19 protein-coding genes and 1 riboswitch are annotated in these 17,993 nt (G+C 37.1%); of the genes, 8 read left to right on the forward strand and 11 right to left on the reverse strand.

Features of this window, described 5'->3' with window-relative positions; all coding sequences use genetic code 11:
- Positions 1-348: 348 nt before the first annotated feature.
- Both NP781_RS19005 and NP781_RS19010 read right to left on the reverse strand, forming a co-directional pair.
- Positions 349-984 (reverse strand): hypothetical protein, encoded by a 636-nt coding sequence (locus NP781_RS19005; protein WP_257520600.1) that lies wholly within the window; start codon positions 982-984, stop codon positions 349-351.
- A 239-nt stretch (positions 985-1,223) separates the two neighbouring features.
- The gene (locus NP781_RS19010) at positions 1,224-2,408 is read right to left on the reverse strand and encodes an MFS transporter (RefSeq protein ID WP_257520601.1); all 1,185 of its coding nucleotides are present in this window, start codon (positions 2,406-2,408) and stop codon (positions 1,224-1,226) included.
- A gap of 372 nt (positions 2,409-2,780) precedes the next feature.
- Here NP781_RS19010 and NP781_RS19015 point away from each other — a divergent pair, with 372 nt between their 5' ends.
- Positions 2,781-2,966, forward strand: a complete 186-nt coding sequence (locus NP781_RS19015; protein WP_257520602.1) for an SE1561 family protein — start codon at positions 2,781-2,783, stop codon at positions 2,964-2,966.
- 40 nt (positions 2,967-3,006) lie between these two features.
- On the opposite strand, the gene NP781_RS19020 is transcribed toward NP781_RS19015, so the two are convergent.
- Positions 3,007-3,807, reverse strand: coding sequence for a YwqG family protein (locus tag NP781_RS19020; RefSeq protein WP_257520603.1), 801 nt, complete (start codon positions 3,805-3,807; stop codon positions 3,007-3,009).
- A gap of 188 nt (positions 3,808-3,995) precedes the next feature.
- Here NP781_RS19020 and NP781_RS19025 point away from each other — a divergent pair, with 188 nt between their 5' ends.
- Positions 3,996-5,534 (forward strand): fumarate hydratase, encoded by a 1,539-nt coding sequence (locus NP781_RS19025; RefSeq protein ID WP_221682826.1) that lies wholly within the window; start codon positions 3,996-3,998, stop codon positions 5,532-5,534.
- A gap of 272 nt (positions 5,535-5,806) precedes the next feature.
- The gene (locus NP781_RS19030; RefSeq protein ID WP_257520604.1) at positions 5,807-7,711 is read left to right on the forward strand and encodes a heavy metal translocating P-type ATPase; all 1,905 of its coding nucleotides are present in this window, start codon (positions 5,807-5,809) and stop codon (positions 7,709-7,711) included.
- A gap of 174 nt (positions 7,712-7,885) precedes the next feature.
- On the opposite strand, the gene NP781_RS19035 is transcribed toward NP781_RS19030, so the two are convergent.
- The gene (locus NP781_RS19035) at positions 7,886-8,803 is read right to left on the reverse strand and encodes a YihY/virulence factor BrkB family protein (protein WP_004225576.1); all 918 of its coding nucleotides are present in this window, start codon (positions 8,801-8,803) and stop codon (positions 7,886-7,888) included.
- 22 nt (positions 8,804-8,825) lie between these two features.
- Positions 8,826-9,152, reverse strand: coding sequence for a hypothetical protein (locus NP781_RS19040; RefSeq protein ID WP_004225578.1), 327 nt, complete (start codon positions 9,150-9,152; stop codon positions 8,826-8,828).
- Between the two features lie 177 nt (positions 9,153-9,329).
- On the opposite strand from NP781_RS19040, the gene NP781_RS19045 reads away from it, so the two are divergent.
- On the forward strand, positions 9,330-9,551 hold the full coding sequence (locus NP781_RS19045) for a DUF1128 domain-containing protein (protein ID WP_004225580.1): 222 nt from the start codon (positions 9,330-9,332) through the stop codon (positions 9,549-9,551).
- Positions 9,552-9,617: 66 nt separating this feature from the next.
- On the opposite strand, the gene motB is transcribed toward NP781_RS19045, so the two are convergent.
- Both motB and motA read right to left on the reverse strand, forming a co-directional pair.
- Entirely contained in the window at positions 9,618-10,370 is a 753-nt protein-coding gene (gene motB / locus NP781_RS19050) for a flagellar motor protein MotB (protein ID WP_004225581.1), read from the reverse strand.
- Positions 10,354-11,157, reverse strand: a complete 804-nt coding sequence (gene motA, locus NP781_RS19055; protein ID WP_004225583.1) for a flagellar motor stator protein MotA — start codon at positions 11,155-11,157, stop codon at positions 10,354-10,356. The genes motB and motA overlap by 17 nt, the downstream gene beginning before the upstream one ends.
- 191 nt (positions 11,158-11,348) lie before the next feature.
- On the opposite strand from motA, the gene NP781_RS19060 reads away from it, so the two are divergent.
- From NP781_RS19060 to NP781_RS19070, 3 genes are all read left to right on the forward strand, one after another.
- Positions 11,349-12,590: an aminopeptidase gene (locus tag NP781_RS19060; RefSeq protein WP_221682823.1), complete on the forward strand. Its 1,242-nt coding sequence runs from the start codon at positions 11,349-11,351 to the stop codon at positions 12,588-12,590.
- A 140-nt stretch (positions 12,591-12,730) separates the two neighbouring features.
- On the forward strand, positions 12,731-12,865 hold the full coding sequence (locus tag NP781_RS19065; protein ID WP_004225590.1) for a hypothetical protein: 135 nt from the start codon (positions 12,731-12,733) through the stop codon (positions 12,863-12,865).
- Positions 12,866-13,044: 179 nt separating this feature from the next.
- Positions 13,045-13,608, forward strand: a complete 564-nt coding sequence (locus NP781_RS19070; RefSeq protein WP_004225593.1) for a beta-class carbonic anhydrase — start codon at positions 13,045-13,047, stop codon at positions 13,606-13,608.
- Positions 13,609-13,680: 72 nt separating this feature from the next.
- Here NP781_RS19070 and NP781_RS19075 read toward each other — a convergent pair whose 3' ends face one another.
- Positions 13,681-14,268, reverse strand: a complete 588-nt coding sequence (locus NP781_RS19075) for a GNAT family N-acetyltransferase (protein WP_221682822.1) — start codon at positions 14,266-14,268, stop codon at positions 13,681-13,683.
- A 147-nt stretch (positions 14,269-14,415) separates the two neighbouring features.
- On the reverse strand, positions 14,416-15,240 hold the full coding sequence (locus tag NP781_RS19080) for a polyphosphate kinase 2 family protein (protein ID WP_004225596.1): 825 nt from the start codon (positions 15,238-15,240) through the stop codon (positions 14,416-14,418).
- A 199-nt stretch (positions 15,241-15,439) separates the two neighbouring features.
- Between NP781_RS19080 and NP781_RS19085 the strand changes: the two genes are divergently transcribed.
- Positions 15,440-16,153, forward strand: a complete 714-nt coding sequence (locus NP781_RS19085; protein ID WP_221682821.1) for a TspO-related membrane protein — start codon at positions 15,440-15,442, stop codon at positions 16,151-16,153.
- A 29-nt stretch (positions 16,154-16,182) separates the two neighbouring features.
- On the opposite strand, the gene map is transcribed toward NP781_RS19085, so the two are convergent.
- Positions 16,183-16,938 (reverse strand): type I methionyl aminopeptidase, encoded by a 756-nt coding sequence (gene map, locus NP781_RS19090; protein WP_004225600.1) that lies wholly within the window; start codon positions 16,936-16,938, stop codon positions 16,183-16,185.
- A 162-nt stretch (positions 16,939-17,100) separates the two neighbouring features.
- The gene (gene thiT / locus NP781_RS19095) at positions 17,101-17,661 is read right to left on the reverse strand and encodes an energy-coupled thiamine transporter ThiT (protein ID WP_009371558.1); all 561 of its coding nucleotides are present in this window, start codon (positions 17,659-17,661) and stop codon (positions 17,101-17,103) included.
- Positions 17,662-17,795: 134 nt separating this feature from the next.
- A riboswitch (TPP riboswitch) is annotated at positions 17,796-17,903 on the reverse strand.
- Positions 17,904-17,993: the final 90 nt, after the last annotated feature.

Raw genomic sequence — 17,993 nt, forward strand, 5'->3', positions numbered from 1 at the left:
CTATGTTGTAAAAACACATCAGTATGAAAAAGGACGTTTCTTATAGAAACGTCCTTTTTCTAATGCACAGCACAAGCTGCCTGGTGGATGATGGATGGTCCAGAAAAGTCGATACCTTAACCAATAACCCAGGATTTACATGATTATTAAATGTTAAATTTTCAGCTTTTATCCAAAGAACTTTCAAACGTAAGCTTTGTACTTTCACCTTTTACCTTTGAGCTTTCAAATCAGTTTAGTTGAAAGTTACCATTGGAGTAAGGCATGTTTTACGTTTTAACTCGCACACATGCCTTGAAGCGCGAGCGACTTTTCGTTTTCCATTTTCGCTAGGACATGCAAATCTTGTTAAACTTGTACTTCAATAAAGGTTGTGGCATTCGACTCTGATAAGACAGCGTCAACCTCTGATTCAAATTCTTCAATCCGATTGCTCAATTTCTCAATTTGTTGTTTAACATTTAGGGGATCAATGATTTCAAACTCATTTCTTTTCATAAATGTTTCGGTATGTAATTTGACTTCCTCTGGTGATTGTTTATCTTTATTGCCCAATATGTTAACTAAATAGGTTTCCAGCTTTGCAGGTAATGCATCATTTTCTTTGGCAACCGAATTGATAGCTGAACGATGCTGATGTTGTATAACTTCTAGCAAATTTTTTTCGTATTGAATAGATTGTTTCCGTTCAATTGCCTCCGCTACAGTCATTTCCTCTTTGCCTACCATCACCTTTGTGTTTGCATTGGACTGCACAACTAGCGCCTTTATTTTATTTCGATAGGAAATTAAACCTACCACTTTATCATAGGATGCTTGCATTTGTTTTTCATATTCAGGAATGTCTACACCATTAATTTTACGATTGCTTTTTCGATTAGCTACGACTGCGCTAACCTCATTTGTTGCTGCTTCAATTCGTAGAGTCAGCATTTTTAATTCTGTTAAAGCACGGTGGATAGATAGTTTTTTCATTTCTGTCATGACAAAAACCTCCTTTTTAAGCCAGTGTTCTTTTATTATAAATAGAAAGATAGATAATGTCCAAAAATATCCATTTTAATTTTTATTGCTTTCATTAGAACATGTCTGTATAATAATTTTCTAGGTGCCAAACCTATGTAACTTGGACGGAACATCCTTGTTACGCAAAAAACGCCATAACAGCACGGATTTGCTGGGCGTTTTTTTGTTTTTTGAGCGGGAGATGAGCCCCGCTCTTTTTATTTAGCCATCATTGGGTGTTGATGCTTGTGGCGTCCAAATATAAGTAAAACGATTGCAACGGCTAACAAAAGCATTGCCACAAGTAAAAGGAAGCTATAATTTTTTACATATTCTAAATAAACCCCACCTAAAAATGGCCCTGTTAAGCTACCAATACTTAAAGCAATTCCGCAAAGTAAATTCCCCGTAGGCAGTAGCTCCTTTGGTGTCAAATCAGCCATAAATGTAATCCCTAAAGAAAACATCGAGCCAACCAGCGTACCCGTTAAGAAAAATGCGACAGCCACAGCGAATTGTGAATGCTCTAAAAAGCTTGCAATAGCGAAAATAATTGCGCCACCAAATGACCCAATCATCAAAATATTCCTTCTCCCTACTTTATCTCCTAGTGCACCAAGCGGCACTTGCGTTAAAATACCACCAAATGTAAACACAGATAAAATGATAGGAATCATGCCGACTTCAAAGCCCTTGCGTAATGCATAGACAGGAAACAAGGCATTTAGTGAAGATTCCAGAAAACCATAGACAAAGGGGCCTAAAAAGGCAATCCACCCAAATAAAATAGCCAGTTTATACCGTTGCCATCCTCTGGCATTTAAGTCACCTGTTAAACGCTCAGGCTTTTCATTTTGTAAGAGAAATACAAAGGACCATGCAAATAGGCACATGATTGAAGATACGATAAACGGTAGCGCTTCAGCAATTTCAATGAGCTTCACCATAAGTGGTCCAACAGCAAAACCTATGCTAAATGATAAGCCATAGATGGCCATTCCCTTCCCTAAGCTTTTATGATCTGCTGTACTAGTAATCCATGTTTGTGTCGCATAATGTAAGGCATGATCGCCTACACCAATTAATAAACGAAGGACAAACCAGAAGGTCACACTTTTCCATAGAGGAAATGCAAGTAAAGACGCAAAAACTAGTGCTCCACCAATTAAAATAATCGGTTTATAGCCCCACCTGCGTAAGGGCTGCTCGATAAATGGTGAAATCAGTAATGTTCCTATGTATAAGCCTGTTGCATTCAAGCCATTCAATGCAGAGGATACCCCATCACGTTCAAATATTATCGAAATAAGCGGTAATAGCATCCCTTGTGAAAAGCCTGATATGGATACAATTATTACTAAAATGGTAAATCTTTTTTTGCTGTAATCTGAGAAGTACGTCATTTTTCCCTCCACAATCTAGTCATTCTTCCAAAGAACAGCATACCAAAAAGCCTTAGCGCTCACCACATGTGATTCTACGCTAAGGCTTAACTAATACTTATCCTCATTTAATTGTATAAACACGATTTTCGGCTTTTGAATATTACCGATTACTTGTTTAAACTCCCTCCTTTTCGAGTTAGTGTTACAGATGACTTTTTTCAATCAGCTCCTTTACTTTATCTTAAAACAACTTTAACATACATCCTCAATATTGTAAATATTCTGTCTATTGTTTTTTTAAAATTAATCTCTTAGTCCTAGGTGTTTCCCTAAACATTGAAATTTAAGCTCAAATCGGCTACGATGAAAGGGATGAAATGAGGTGTACGAATGTCAAAGCCAATCACTGATAAAGAGCAACAAGTAACCTATTTAAAAGAGCGTCTTGAGATGTTTCTAGAAGTATTAGATGCCCTTGATCCTGAAACAGCTGAGTTAGAAGATATTGATCGCTTAATCCAAATGATGGATGAATTAGAGGACAAAATGGAGCAATTTCAAGCTCGTGAACAATAATGAATAAAAAACAAGCGAGCATCGTGTGCTCGCTTGTTTTTTAATGGCAATCCCAATTATAAAGAACCCTGCTAAAATCTTTATTCATTAACTCTTCCTCTGTGATAAAGAAATTGCCAACGCCACAATCGCCCCAAAGAATATTGTCGCCAACACTATCAATCTGTAACAGCATAATGATTGAATCTTTATAATCTCCATATGCTCGAGGATCCTCTTGCGTAAAGAATGGATACCCTCCAATTTTATGACCATCACCCGTCATAGCATCATAGAAGCTGTCTTCTAATGCTTCGTCATCCTCCAAAGCTGTTAAGATGCTAGCATACTTGTCATTGCTTCTAAAATCATCAATCGACATCGGCTCAACGCCTGTAGTAAAGGATAATGCCATTTCACGCTCGACAGGAAAATATAATTCCTCATCATCTATTTCGATAAAAGAAAAATCTTGAATAAGCTGTGCTTCATCTTGCATAACTTGTTCATGAAATATTACACGAAAGCCTTCTTGATTTTGTCCATTATCAAAATCCATTCCTAAAACATCGTCATAACCATCAATATAAAACTGCAATATTCCCTCTTCTGGGAAATTGGGTAAATGCATAGGAACCTCTGCAAAGTTAATTTGAGCTAATAACTTCAACGGTTGTCCCTTCATATTTTTTGGATATTCCATACCCAATGGGAAATAAGGATCTCCTGCAAACTTACTTTGAAATAAAGTTGTTTTACTTATCTCCGTATTAACCATTACAACAGGCTTCATTGTCCCTTCTATTAATGGTCTATATTGCTCGAATGCTTCTGGTAATTCAAGTAAAGTTTTAGCAGCCATGCAAGTTCCTCCTAATATTGGATTTATTCTATTTTAGAACAAATGTTCTACAAAATCAATACTCTCCTTCTATATTATTAAAATATGCTTTAATTTAGCAGTCTCAGATAAGGACTCTTTTTTTCATTAGTTGAAAAGAGTATAATGTAACGTGGAAATAATCAATTTTTCTATGGGGGGCAATACCAATGAATCTACAAAATTTGGAGAAGAGTCTTTACGATTTAATTACTGAAACATCTACGAATTTACCTAAGGATGTACGTCGTGCTATTAAAAAAGCAAAAGAAGCTGAAAATGCTGGTACTCGTGCAGCAATGAGCTTAGACACAATCGCAAATAATATTATTATGGCAGAAGATAACGTGTCACCAATTTGTCAGGATACAGGGCTACCAACTTTCAAAATTTATACTCCTGTTGGCGTAAATCAATTAGAAATTAAAGCTGCAATCAAAAAAGCAATCAATGATACAACTGCAGATGCAAAATTACGTCCTAATGCGGTGGATTCACTATCTGGTGCAAACAGTGGTAATAATCTTGGTGATGGTTTGCCAGTAATGAAATTTGAACAATGGGAAAAAGATTACATTACAATTAAGTTAATTCTCAAAGGTGGCGGCTGTGAAAATAAAAACATTCAATACAGTCTACCATGTGAATTAGAAGGTCTTGGTCGTGCAGGGCGTGACTTAGATGGTATTCGTAAATGTATTTTACACTCTGTATACCAAGCACAAGGTCAAGGCTGTTCTGCTGGTTTCATTGGTGTAGGTATTGGTGGAGACCGTTCTTCTGGCTATGATTTAGCAAAAGAGCAATTATTCCGCCATGTTGAAGATACAAATCCAAATGCAGATCTTGCTAAATTAGAAGAGTATGTGGTTAAAACGGCTAACACATTTGGTATCGGTACAATGGGCTTCGGTGGTGAAGCAACATTATTAGGCTGTAAAATTGGCGTAATGCACCGTATTCCTGCCTCTTTCTATGTATCAGTAGCATATAATTGTTGGGCTTACCGTCGTATGGCTGTGGACATCGATCCTCAAACTGGCGAAATTTTGAATTGGCACTATCAAGAAGGTGAAAAAATTACCTTCAAAGAGAATGAAGTAGCTGCTACAACAGAAGATACAACTACAGATGTAGTAGAACTTACTGCGCCAATTACTGAAGAACAAATTCGTTCATTAAAAGTTGGTGATGTCGTTTCTATTACTGGTCGTATGTATACTGGCCGTGACGCCATCCACCACCATTTAATGAGCCACGATGCACCAGTTGATTTAAATGGACAAGTTATTTATCACTGTGGACCTGTAATGGCTAAGGATGAAGATGGCAATTGGACAGTGAAAGCAGCTGGTCCAACTACTTCAATTCGTGAGGAGCCTTATCAAGGCGATATCATGAAAAAATTCGGTATCCGTGCTGTTATTGGTAAAGGTGGGATGGGACCAAAAACATTAAAAGCGCTTAATGAGCATGGTGGCGTTTACTTGAATGCAATCGGTGGAGCAGCACAATACTATGCGGACTGTATTAAAGGCGTTGATGGTGTTGATTTAATGGAATTCGGTATTCCTGAAGCTATGTGGCACTTAAATGTTGAAAAATTTACAGCAGTTGTGACAATGGATTCACATGGTAACTCACTACATGCAGATGTGGATAAATCATCATTAGAAAAACTTGCTTTGCATGCAGAAAGAGTCTTCTAATTAAATAATAGATAGCAGTAGTAACTCGTTTTATTGCACAATTTTGTAAGGCACAGAATATTCCTAGTGAATAGACTGTGCTTTTTTCAATCCTTTTGCAAATTGTTTAAAAATCTCCATCAAACTTCCTACTTTATTTTCATAAATTCCTTTGTTATAATAATTCTAAATAAAAGAGATGGTAATTGAAATCCATTTTCAATTAAACAGCTCAAAACAATGCTATTTTATAAAGGTTTTGATATTGATTTTCATTATCAGGAGGGATAGAGATGGAATACTCTAATCGAGAAAATATAAGAGTAATTGAGAAAATAAAAGAACATGCAGAACTAATTGCCGCATTAATGGCTGGAATTTTCATCTTACTAGCATGGCGTTTAGACACAAATGGACAAACAACGGCTTCTGTTCTACTATATTTAATTGCCTTTTGTGTAGGTGGTTTCGCGAAAGCAAAAGAAGGCATTGAAGAGACCATAGTAGAGCGAAAGCTAAATGTTGAGCTGTTGATGGTATTAGCTGCAATTGGCTCAGCTGCAATTGGCTATTGGACAGAGGGAGCCATTCTAATATTTATTTTTGCAGTAAGTGGTGCACTTGAAACGTATGCGATGAATAAAAGTCATCGCGAAATATCTGCCCTTATGAATTTACAGCCCGAAGAAGCCTGGTTAGTGCGTGGCGGATTTGAGCCTTTGAAAGTATCAGTTTCCACATTACAAATCGGGGATCATTTATTGATTAAACCGGGTGAACGAATTCCAGCAGACGGCATTATTTTTAAAGGCCAATCTTCTATTGATGAGTCAGCTATTAGCGGAGAGCCACTGCCAATCTCAAAAAGCGAAGGGGACGAAGTTTTTGCAGGCACAGTCAACTTAAATGGTGCTATTACTATGGAAATGACAAAGGCGAATTCAGAGACCCTTTTCCAAAAAATTATACAGCTCGTTCAAAGTGCCCAAAGTGAAAAATCCCCCTCTCAACAATTCATCGAAAAGTTTGAAGGGACTTATGTAAAATTTGTTTTACTTGGTGTTGCCATTATGATGGTTCTTCCTCACTTCTTACTCGGCTGGGACTGGACAACAACCTTTTACCGAGCAATGGTGTTATTAGTGGTTGCTTCACCTTGTGCACTCGTTGCTTCCATTATGCCTGCAACACTCGCTACTATATCAAATGGTGCAAAAAATGGTGTGCTATTTAAAGGTGGTTTACATTTAGAGCATCTTAGTGTGTTACGTGCATTGGCTGTCGATAAAACAGGTACTTTAACGCAAGGAAAACCAGTTGTTACAGATTTTATTGTCCGTGATGGAGTAGAACGTGATACGGCTTTAGCAATTCTTGCAGGAATTGAATCTCAATCCAATCATCCCCTTGCCCAAGCGATTACCTCCTATGCTAAGGTTGAAGGAATCGACATACTACCACAAGCAACTATTGAAGATATTCCTGGCTGGGGTATTAAAGGAACGATTCAAAACAAGGAGTATCAAGTAGGCAAACCAGAATTTGTTGATGTGCAACTTGCTAACAATTTTGCAAATAATGCTGTAACTAAACTTGCAGCAGAGGGAAAAACAGTTATTTTCATTCGTGATCAACACGGTATTGTTGCATTAACAGCATTAAAAGATACTGTACGCTCCGAAGCTAAGAAAGCTGTTACATTATTAAAAGAGCTTGGTATTCAAGTGGTGATGCTTACAGGCGACAACGAAAAAACAGCCAAAGTTATCGCGAAGGAGGCTGGCGTTACTGAATTCGTCGCAGAATGTTTGCCAGAAACGAAGGTAACTGAAATGAAACGCCTACTTACACAGCATCAATTTGTTGGCATGGTCGGCGACGGTATTAATGATGCCCCTGCATTGGCTACAGCAACTACTGGCATAGCGATGGGTGAAGGCACAGACGTGGCGCTTGAAACAGCGGATGTCGTGCTAATGAAAAATGACTTATCAAAAATCGCCTATGCTGTTCGTTTATCACGCAAAATGCAACGTATTGTGAAACAAAATATTTTCTTTTCTATCGGGGTTATTGTCTTATTAATCGCCTCTAACTTTTTACAAGTTGTCGACTTGCCTTTAGGCGTAATCGGTCATGAAGGTAGTACAATTCTAGTTATTCTAAATGGTTTACGTATGCTCAATAAAAATGTTTAACATCAATTAAACCTCAGCATAATTGCGTCAGCTTGCTTGAAGCTACTCTTCCTGCGACATGCGCTGAGGCTTTTATTGAATATTTGATGCATTTAATCAGGTAAAATCAAGTAAAATGAGCCTCGCTACTCTTTAGGAGTTTAGCGAGGCTCTTGTTAATGAATGATCATTTCATTATCGACGAATTTCCTTTTGAAGTGCTCTTTTCTGCATTGTAGCATTTAATACGCCACCAAAGATTAAAATGATTCCCGTAAAATATAACCAGAGCATTAAAATAATGACGCCACCAATACTACCGTATGTAGCAGAATAATTTGCAAAATTATTAATATAAAAAGAGAAACCATATGTGACTGCTAACCAAGCAAGCGTGGCAAATAACGCTCCTGGCCATACGCCCATTATTTTCAAACGAGGACTTGTATTTGGCACAAACCAGTAAATGCCCATTAATACGATGAAAATCAATAATGGCGGGATTGACCATCTTAATCTATGCCAAACAGATTCAAATTGCTCCTCTATTCCGACGATCGAGAATAGGAAATGCCCAATTTGCTGACCAAAGACCGGTAATAAGAGCGCAACGGCAATAACAATAACGAGAGCGATTGTAAAAACAAGTGATAAACCCCTATCTAATATGCCTGCTCTCCCTTCTGTATCATAGGCTTTATTTAAAGCACGAAGTAATGCATTAATGCCTTTAGATGCAGACCAAATAGTACCTAAAACCCCAATGGACAGTAAACTACTGTTGCGATTAGTTAAAATTTCATTCAGTGTATTTTCAATAAGCTTATACACTTCATCAGGTAAGATATTCACTAAAAATGAATAGACCTGAGTGGTTTCTAAGTTAAGATATGGTAATAGTGTCACCAAGAAAATAAGTAAGGGGAAGAACGATAGTAAAAAGAAATAAGCCAATTGTGCAGCAAGCGCAGATATTTCAACACGCTTGAGCCGACCTATTAAATCTTGGATAAAGCCTTTGGATGTCATAATATCAATCGCTCCCTCCTCTGGAGAGACAAACGATTTTACAAACCCAAAAGCGTTATGCAATGTTGCTTTATTCTTTTCCATACAATTCCTCCTAAAACGACCTTTACTCCTTATGAGGTAAAGTAAAGGCTGATTTCGTATCTTCAATCATTCCCTGTATCGTGGAAGGTAAATCCTTAAATTCATCCACCTTTTCAGCAATAGTGTTGACATTATCTGACACACTTTCACAAAGCACCTTTGCCGCGAGTACCTTTTCCTCTACCAACACCTGCAATTCTTCTCGATTTGCTGCATAATATGAGACGGCTTCCTTCATCTTTTTAGTTGAGGCAATTGTTTTTTCTCGTGTAGCGCGATCTAACATACTTAATGCTGCTCCTACTGCTGCTCCTGCTACAATAGATGCTAATAATTTACTTTGACCCATATTAAAACCCCCTGCTTGTATAGTTGCATATTCCCTATTATTTCATAAATAAACAGTCTTCTGCACTTATTCTACCCAATAACAGTCTATTTTTAAAGCAATGCCCAAATACGGAGTTGACATTTTTTTTATTCAATGAAATGATATGTGCGAGGATTACGAAAGGTAGGGTAAAAAATGGATTTATCAGTTCCATCTAAAGAAAACGTTATGTATATGGTTGATCAAATGAAGGACAAGCTTCGTATGGTGAATGTCGATGCAATGAAATCAGAAAACTTCGATGAAGCAAATTATGAAGATTTAGTGTATCTATATGAAATGGTTATGAAAAGAGAAACTTTTAGTCCAAGCGAAATGCAAGCGATTGTTGCTGAATTAGGATCTTTACGAAAATAGGTAAAACGAAAAGCTATTAGCCTAAGACATTTGTCTGTTGCTAATAGCTTTTTATTACTGTGTACTCTAAGTTTCTGAACCATCCTCAGTAACTAATGGTTGAATTAATACTTCTACACGACGATTCTTTGCGCGTCCTTCGGCTGTGTCATTTGGTGCAATTGCACGATACTCACCGTTTCCTTTTGCACTAAAGCGCGTAGGATCTAATTTGTCATTACTTTCAATAAGCAGTTCTAAAAATTTAGTTGCACGCATTACAGATAACTGAAAATTCGATGTAAAATTCGGACCTGCTGGCACATTATCTGTATGACCTGTGATGACAATATTTCGAGCTGGATCAGATTCCAGCATAGTTGATAGCTCTTTGGCAATAGGGACGTACTCAGGTTTAACTGTTGCCTGCCCTGGATCGAATAAAATACTATCACGGATTGTTACAAGCAACCCTTCATCCGTCATTTCTGTGGCAAACTGATCTTCCATTTCATTGACTGCAATAAAATTATCGACACTATCTTTTATTTCAGCTAACTCCTGTTGATCCTTTAAATAGGCAGAGTTTTGCTGTGGCGTTTGGTCGCTATCTGCATTCGGAGTAGGCACTGGAGCAGGTTGCTCTAGAAAACTAGTTCCACCATCAAAGACTTGATTAAAAACTGCCGACATTCTTTCTAGCTTTTCTTGATCGACTGAACTTGAGGCAAACAAAATAATGAATACGGCTAGCAGCAAAGTTAAAATATCTGCGTATGGCACTAACCAAGATTCATCAATATGTTCATCATGCTTTTTTTTCTTAGCTTTCTTTGCCAAGGCCACCCGCCCCGCTTTCACCAGAAATTTGACGACGTTCTTCCATCGTTAAGTATGATGATAGTTTCTGTTCAATTACACGTGGAGCCTCCCCTTCTAATACTGAAAGGATACCCTCAATCATCATTCTCTTTTGTTTTACCTCTAAAGCAGATTTACGTTTTAGCTTGTTCGCAAATGGATGCCATAAAACATACCCTGTAAAGATACCGAGTAATGTAGCCATGAATGCAGCTGAAATAGCATGTCCTAGCTTTTCGATATCATTCATATCAGCCAATGCGGCGATTAACCCAACTACTGCACCAAGAACCCCTAAAGTAGGTGCATATGTACCTGCTTGTGTAAAAATAGCTGCTCCACTAGTATGACGTTCTTCCATTGCTTCTACTTCTTCTGTTAGGACATCACGTATGTAGTCAGCATTTTGACCATCAATTGCTAATGTAAGGCCATTTTTTAAAAATGGATCTTCAATCTCTGAGGCCTTACTTTCAAGTGCTAATAGCCCTTCACGACGAGCTAAGTCAGCCCATTGTGAAAACATTTTAATAATCTCTATATCATTTGCTAATTTTGTTTCTTTAAAAAGAATTTTAAATAGCTTCGGCACACGCTTTAACTCCTGCATAGGAAAGGCAATTGTTACTGCGGAAATAGTACCAAAAATGATAATTAGGATAGCTGCAGGGTTATAAAATGCTGATAAACTTACACCCTTCATTACCATCCCTGTTAATAGTGCTACTAAAGCAAGTATTAACCCTATAATCGACGACTTATCCATTCTAGAACCTCCAAATCTACTATCTAATGTTATTTCGTCTTTTTTTCCATATTTTAAATATATATATTCCTAGTATAAATGTATTTCATATATTTTTCGATGTAATTAATGCTTTTTATTCACATTTCGACCATTTTTGATTATATTGAATTAAGAATATTACACTTAACTGTCTTAAATTGAAAGGGGATATGATTTTGTTATTATCGTTTGACACAAAATTACTAAAATATGCCGAGTTAGCGGTGAAAGTAGGAGTAAATATCCAAAAAGATCAGTATCTTTATATAAGCTGTTCGACTGATAACCTAAAACTCGCACAAATAATTACTAAAATCGCCTATAAAAATGGTGCAAAACAAGTTTTTGTCGATATATCCGATGATGAACTTGTACGCGCTCGCTATGAAGGGGCACCAAAAGACTCATTTGATTTCTTCCCACCTTGGAAAGTGCAGGAACGTGAATGGTTAGCTGAACATGGTGCAGCTTTCTTAAGCATTAGCTCACAAAATCCAGATCTATTAAAAGGTATTGAGCGTGATAGAATCATGGCATTCCAAAAAGCATCTGGCCAAGCACTTGCCAACTATTATCAATGGTTACAAGCAGATAAGTTTAGCTGGTCTGTCATTGCTGCTCCATCTAAAGCTTGGGCAGCAAAGGTCTTTCCTCACCTTCCAGAAGAACAGCAAATGGATGCATTATGGGAAGCTATCTTTGCAGCCACACGTATAGACCTTGAAAATCCTGTTGAAGCTTGGCATGCCCATGATCAGGAATTACATAGCAAAGCTGATTATTTAAATGCAAAGCAATTTAAGTCACTACACTATACTGCGCCAGGCACAGATTTAACAATTGAGCTGCCTCCACACCATGTGTGGACAGGGGGTAGTAGCATAAGTACACAAGGTCAAACATTTATGGCCAATATGCCAACGGAAGAAATTTTTACAGCACCGCTAAAAACAGGTGTTAATGGTTATGTATCAAGCACTAAGCCTTTAAGCTATGGCGGCAATATTATAGATAATTTCACATTAACATTTAAAGATGGTCGAATCATTGACGTCAAGGCGGAGCAAGGCCAAGAAATTTTAGCTTCTCTTATTGAAACAGATGAAGGTGCTCATTACCTTGGTGAAATAGCATTAGTACCACATCAATCACCTATTTCACAATCTGACCTATTATTTTACAATACATTGTTTGATGAAAATGCATCCAATCATTTTGCCATTGGTAGTGCCTATGCTTTTTGCATTGAGGGCGGCAAAGAAATGACTTCTGAGGAACTAAGTGCGCATGGTCTCAATCAAAGCTTGACACATGTAGACTTTATGATTGGCTCTACCAAAATGAATATAGATGGAATAACACATGATGATCAAATAGACCCAATATTCCGTGATGGAAATTGGGCTTTCTAAATAATCCATTCCTACTAATAGTATTCTAGGCTAAGTATGTTAAGGTTGTCATAAATTATCCTTAGATTTTCCTAGTAACCTATTGTATAATTGTTTTAGGGAATTTTAGTAGATCATTTAAGTAGAGAGGAGCTCTAATAATGTTCATTACAACTGTTCTTGGCTTTTCAGCAGTTTTATTAATTTCAACGGGATTCTTCATCCACTACCTACAAGTTGGTTTAGATAGCAAGTCTTCAGTAACTGTAGATCCAAAGCCAAACGAAAAATTTTAATGTGTAAAAAACAGCTACTATTATAAGTAGCTGTTTTTTTATAGCTTACAAGTTATTTCATCTACTAAAGCGTAAGAAACTGCTCCTTTATTGTAAAAATTATCTGAATAAAGTCTTTATTGTTTGCATATTGAAAATTTTGCTCTACAATATTTTTTGTAAGGAAGGGAGCAATATTCATGACAATGTTACAAGATATTCTAGAATTTAACAAAGAGTTTGTACAAGAAAAAAAATATGAGCCATTCATCACTACGAAATATCCTGATAAACGTATTGTTGTTTTATCTTGTATGGATACTCGTCTTGTAGAGCTTTTACCAAAAGCGATGAATTTGCGTAATGGCGATGTAAAAATAGTGAAAAGTGCTGGTGCGTTAGTGAGCCATCCTTTCGGTGCAGTTATGCGTAGTTTATTAGTCGCTGTCTATGGCCTACAAGCTGATGAAGTGTATGTTGTTGGTCATTATGACTGTGGTATGAGTGCGGTTGATCCTGATGCCATGCTTAGCGAAATGGTACAACGAGGCATAGATCCAGAAACAATTAAAATGTTGGAATATTCTGGTTTTGATTTAAAGGAATTTTTACGAGGTTTCGGTGATGTAGCAACAAGTGTTAAGAAAAGTGTCGATACAATTCGTAATCACCCATTAATGGTAAAAGACGTACCTGTCCATGGTTTAATAATTGATCCAAATACAGGTCATCTAGATTTAATTGAAGATGGAAATAAACAATAAAATTATTTCTTGATACATTAATAAAAGAACAAGTGCCTATCCTCACTATGTGGAAGATAGGCACTTATTATTCTATTCATCCTCTAAACGTGCATACATATAGTGATCTATCCAATGACCATTGATATACAGTAGCTTTCTTAGCAGACCCTCCTGCTGGAATCCAGCCTTCTCTAATACACGCATGGAGGCAGTATTTTGTGTCGATACATAGGCCTCTACACGATGCAGACCAATTTGTTCAAATGCAAATCGGACCACCATATTCACAGCTTCTGTGACAATGCCCTTTCCAACATAAATCTCATCCATCGCATAGCCAACAAATGCACTCGAGTATGGTAAGCGTTTGACAGCATAAAGTGCAATATGCCCTATTAGATTATTTGTACCATGCTCAAAAATACCAAAAGTAAATTCACGCTTTGACTCCATTAAATAGAGGCTTTCTTGAATTTTTTTGTATTGAGCATCGACTGTATAGTATTCAGGTCTTTGAAGTGGCTCATAAATAGACCAAAAGTATTTATTACGGCTTACGAGGCCCGTTAAACTTCGTGCATCTTTTTCTTGGAATGTGCGGATGTAGCATTTTTCCCCCTTTATTGTTACCACATTCCCACCCTTTTTTCTTAATAGATTCCAAATTTTAAGCAACATTTCTCCACACTAGCCTTCCAATAAAAATCAATACATTTCTCTTTGTTACATTGGCTATAAACTCTATTTATATTTCATTGTATGTAAAAAAACAGGCTGCTACAACCAAAACAGCTTATGTCTTATTGTCATAGCAGCACAATTTAATTATTTAGTTTTTTGTTCTTTCTTTTTCTCGTTTACTATTTCTAAGCTGGAGGAATCAGCATCTTCTAGTTGTGTATTGTCTAATACATTTGTTAAATGAAGACCACGTCTTTGAGCCTCTCGTTCAATGTGTGCAATAGTTTCCTGTAGCACCTGAACACGTGCATACTTTTTGTCATCTCCAGCGACTAAGATCCATGGTGCATCTTTTTTATCTGTCTTTTCAAACATCGCATTTGCTGCATCAATATACTGAGGTGTTTTATCTCGATTGCGCCAATCCTCGGCTGTTAACTTCCAAGATTTGTAAGGGTTTTGTTCACGTTCTTTAAAGCGTTTTAATTGCTCCTCATCTGAAACATGAAGCCAGAACTTAATAATTATGTAATCTCCTGCAGTTAAAATCTTCTCGAAATTATTAATTTCTTCATAAGCACGAGACCATTCATCCTTTGTTGCGAATCCTTCGATGCGTTCTACTAATACGCGACCATACCACGAGCGATCAAAAATAGCGATTTGCCCATGTTGAGGCAATTTTCTCCAAAATCGTTGTAAATAATTGTAGCGTAATTCATGAGCTTGAGGGGCAGAAATAGGATGTACAACATAACCGCGGGGATCGACACGTTCGATTAATCGTTTAATAGCGCCACCTTTACCAGCCGCATCCATTCCTTCGAATACCAAGATCAAGCCAATCTTGTTTTTTAATAAAAATTGTTGTGCATTCAACATTTCATATTGGAGTACTTTTAATTTCTTTTTATACATCTTTTTGTCTAGTTCAACAGTTAGATCTAGATTCTTCAAATTTTGTGTCATGAAACTTCACTCCTTTTATTTGGCTATTCTTATTGTACTAAAGAAATATATGGATGCCTATCAGACATGGTAAATTGTAGGTATTAATAGTAAAACAACACGATACATTGTTGGAAATTTCCGTTATAATAAAAAAAGTGACAGTACTATACTTATTTGTCTTTTCCCTATACAATCTAACACGAAGGGAGAGGAAAACATGCCTCGGTTTATCATGATGACAATCTCTTATCTTGTCTCAATCATCCTAACCTTTTCATCCTTTTTCGTGAACATCAACGGTCAATCTTCGCTAGAAATCGCTAATCGTTTTTCTGTAGTATTTGCACCAGTTAGTGTAAGTCATGTAATTTGGATTGTCATTTATTTTTTACTCGGTTATTGGTTAGTTATGAACATGAAAAAGACAACTTTGAAACAGTCTGCGCTTTTTAGTTGCATAAATATATTACAAGCATTAATGATATATGTCTGGCACCATGAGTTATTTATTGTTTCTCTTGGCATTACATTACTCTTAGTCTTGTATTTGTTTATGTTGTATAATACGTACCCTCTTCAGAACAAATCCTTGTTTGGTCGTATTCCTTTCTCTATTTATTTAGCATGGATGACATTTATTTTTATCACAAATACAAGCTTTACGTTAACGGCTTATGGTTGGAACGGCTTTGGTCTTAGTACGCCTCTTTGGGCAGTGATTTTACTTACTTTAGGAGGAGCCATTGCGCTACATATCCGTTTCCATCACTTTGATGTTATGTATCCAAGTGTTTTTATTTGGGCTTATATTGGAATCGCCATACATAATGGTTTTGATGAGCTACTTGTCACTACAGCCGCTTTATTTTTATGCGGTGTTCTCTTTGTTGGCATTTTATTTATTAAAAAAAATCCTGCCTACCAAAAATAATTTGGTTAGCAGGATTTTTTCATTGCATCCTATTCTTCGTCTAATGACGTTAAGATAATTGGTTTATCTTTTGTTACAATGACTGAATGTTCGATTTGAGCTACAAGTGATTTATCAGGTGTCACGAATGTCCAGCCATCACCTGCTTCTACGATATGCTCTGCATTTGCTGAGATAAATGGCTCAACCGCAAGGACCATACCTTCTTTCATAATAGTAGAATCCCATGCATCGTAATAATTTAAAATATGGTTTGGTTCATCATGTAAAGATTGACCTAAGCCATGACCTGTTAAATTCATAATAACAGTTAACCCATTAGCATTTGCCTCGCGTTCAACAGCTTTACCAATTTGATTTAATTTAGATCCAGCCTTTACTTTTGTCATTGCTCGATCAAAGGCACTTTTAGCAACACGGCAAAGCTTTTCTTTGTCCTCATAGCCATCACCCACAACAAATGAAATACCTGTGTCAGCAAAATAGCCATTTAAAGAACCAGAAACATCAATATTTACGATATCTCCTTCTTGAATAACACGCTTTCCTGGAATACCATGTGCTACTTCTTCATTGACACTAATACATGTATACCCTGGAAAATCATATTCTCCCTTTGGTCCTGAAATAGCGCCAGCCTCTGCAAACATGCGACCAGCAATTTCATCAAGCTCAAGTGTTGTAACTCCTGGCTTTGTTGCAGCTTTCATCGCTTCGCGAATTTCAGCACAAATGCGTCCTATTTTTTTAAAAGCTTCAATCTCTTCTTGCGTTTTTACAATCATGTATAACGTCCCTTTCATCTAATATCTATTCTTTAATATAACATAACTTTTTATGCGTATAACGATAAACGCTTTAAATATTGTATGCTTTCCTACTTTGCAAAGTGCTAAAAGAGCTATTCACGATAAAAAAGCCCCTCCACTCATGTGAAGGGACTTGCATTAAGCTTTTCTTTGCATTAATTGTGGAGCGGCTGTGAATAAAAGAACACCAACGATTGCCGTTAAAATGGTTGCTGGTAGCATATATGTACCATTGTAGATGATGGAATAGATCCATGCATTTTGGTCACCGGCATATTCGGCAAAAAATACAGCACCAGCAATTGTATGTGCTGTGTATCGTAAGAAGCCTGCGAAAACGGTACCTATGATTATATAAAGTGCCATTTTTGTTTTGTTCATATGTTTAGCAGCGTCTAACACTGGTCCACGAACAACCGCCGCTAATCCTACAACTGTAAAAGCAACTCCATAATCCAAGAATCCTTGTAGCCAGTGCACAATCGTAGCACCAAACATGGTTTGCATTACACCTACGAGTAATCCAGTTGTTAGCCCAGCTACTAAGCCCCAGCGAAATGCTATTAACATAATTGGTACCATAACAAGACTAACTGAGCCGCCTTGTGCCCATACTTTAAAGGAAACCTGATCCAGTACGAGACCAATCGCTGCAAAAATCGCAATCTCCACTAGCATTAATAGTCTTTTTTTGTCCATACATATTCTCTCCTTTGTTCCGATGTAGGATACAAGAGCAGGAATAGAAAAGCGCTGATATGTCTCTTTCTGACACCTTTTTTCCTTTAAGGACGAAAAAACGATGTCAGGACAGAGCCTCACATCGTACAAGTGTCGGTTTCTATCCACATCCCTACGCAAGCGTTAACTTACAGGTTCGAAGAGTCAAGGCATTACGTGCCCAGTCTCAGCTGACATCATCAGCTCCCCTTGTGGTCGTTACATCTGAATTTATTTGAACAATCTCATTGTACGCAAAGGATTGAAGGATTACAACCTTCCATACATCATTTTTTTGAAACTTTGCTGTT

The sequence above is a fragment of the Lysinibacillus sp. FN11 genome (genome assembly GCF_024628845.1).
Lineage (GTDB): Bacteria > Bacillota > Bacilli > Bacillales_A > Planococcaceae > Lysinibacillus > Lysinibacillus capsici.

What these genes read in the sequence shown, in the direction of transcription:
- NP781_RS19065 (WP_004225590.1), top strand. Translation starts at nt 12,731, where the DNA reads ATGTTCATTACAACTGTTCTTGGCTTTTCAGCAGTTTTATTAATTTCA.
- NP781_RS19040 (WP_004225578.1), bottom strand. Translation starts at nt 9,152, where the DNA reads ATGGGTCAAAGTAAATTATTAGCATCTATTGTAGCAGGAGCAGCAGTA.
- NP781_RS19075 (WP_221682822.1), bottom strand. Translation starts at nt 14,268, where the DNA reads ATGTTGCTTAAAATTTGGAATCTATTAAGAAAAAAGGGTGGGAATGTG.
- NP781_RS19025 (WP_221682826.1), top strand. Translation starts at nt 3,996, where the DNA reads ATGAATCTACAAAATTTGGAGAAGAGTCTTTACGATTTAATTACTGAA.
- map (WP_004225600.1), bottom strand. Translation starts at nt 16,938, where the DNA reads ATGATTGTAAAAACGCAAGAAGAGATTGAAGCTTTTAAAAAAATAGGA.
- NP781_RS19030 (WP_257520604.1), top strand. Translation starts at nt 5,807, where the DNA reads ATGGAATACTCTAATCGAGAAAATATAAGAGTAATTGAGAAAATAAAA.
- NP781_RS19010 (WP_257520601.1), bottom strand. Translation starts at nt 2,408, where the DNA reads ATGACGTACTTCTCAGATTACAGCAAAAAAAGATTTACCATTTTAGTA.
- motA (WP_004225583.1), bottom strand. Translation starts at nt 11,157, where the DNA reads ATGGATAAGTCGTCGATTATAGGGTTAATACTTGCTTTAGTAGCACTA.
- NP781_RS19005 (WP_257520600.1), bottom strand. Translation starts at nt 984, where the DNA reads ATGACAGAAATGAAAAAACTATCTATCCACCGTGCTTTAACAGAATTA.
- NP781_RS19020 (WP_257520603.1), bottom strand. Translation starts at nt 3,807, where the DNA reads ATGGCTGCTAAAACTTTACTTGAATTACCAGAAGCATTCGAGCAATAT.
- NP781_RS19045 (WP_004225580.1), top strand. Translation starts at nt 9,330, where the DNA reads ATGGATTTATCAGTTCCATCTAAAGAAAACGTTATGTATATGGTTGAT.
- thiT (WP_009371558.1), bottom strand. Translation starts at nt 17,661, where the DNA reads ATGGACAAAAAAAGACTATTAATGCTAGTGGAGATTGCGATTTTTGCA.
- NP781_RS19035 (WP_004225576.1), bottom strand. Translation starts at nt 8,803, where the DNA reads ATGGAAAAGAATAAAGCAACATTGCATAACGCTTTTGGGTTTGTAAAA.
- NP781_RS19060 (WP_221682823.1), top strand. Translation starts at nt 11,349, where the DNA reads ATGATTTTGTTATTATCGTTTGACACAAAATTACTAAAATATGCCGAG.
- NP781_RS19080 (WP_004225596.1), bottom strand. Translation starts at nt 15,240, where the DNA reads ATGACACAAAATTTGAAGAATCTAGATCTAACTGTTGAACTAGACAAA.
- NP781_RS19015 (WP_257520602.1), top strand. Translation starts at nt 2,781, where the DNA reads ATGTCAAAGCCAATCACTGATAAAGAGCAACAAGTAACCTATTTAAAA.
- NP781_RS19070 (WP_004225593.1), top strand. Translation starts at nt 13,045, where the DNA reads ATGACAATGTTACAAGATATTCTAGAATTTAACAAAGAGTTTGTACAA.
- NP781_RS19085 (WP_221682821.1), top strand. Translation starts at nt 15,440, where the DNA reads ATGCCTCGGTTTATCATGATGACAATCTCTTATCTTGTCTCAATCATC.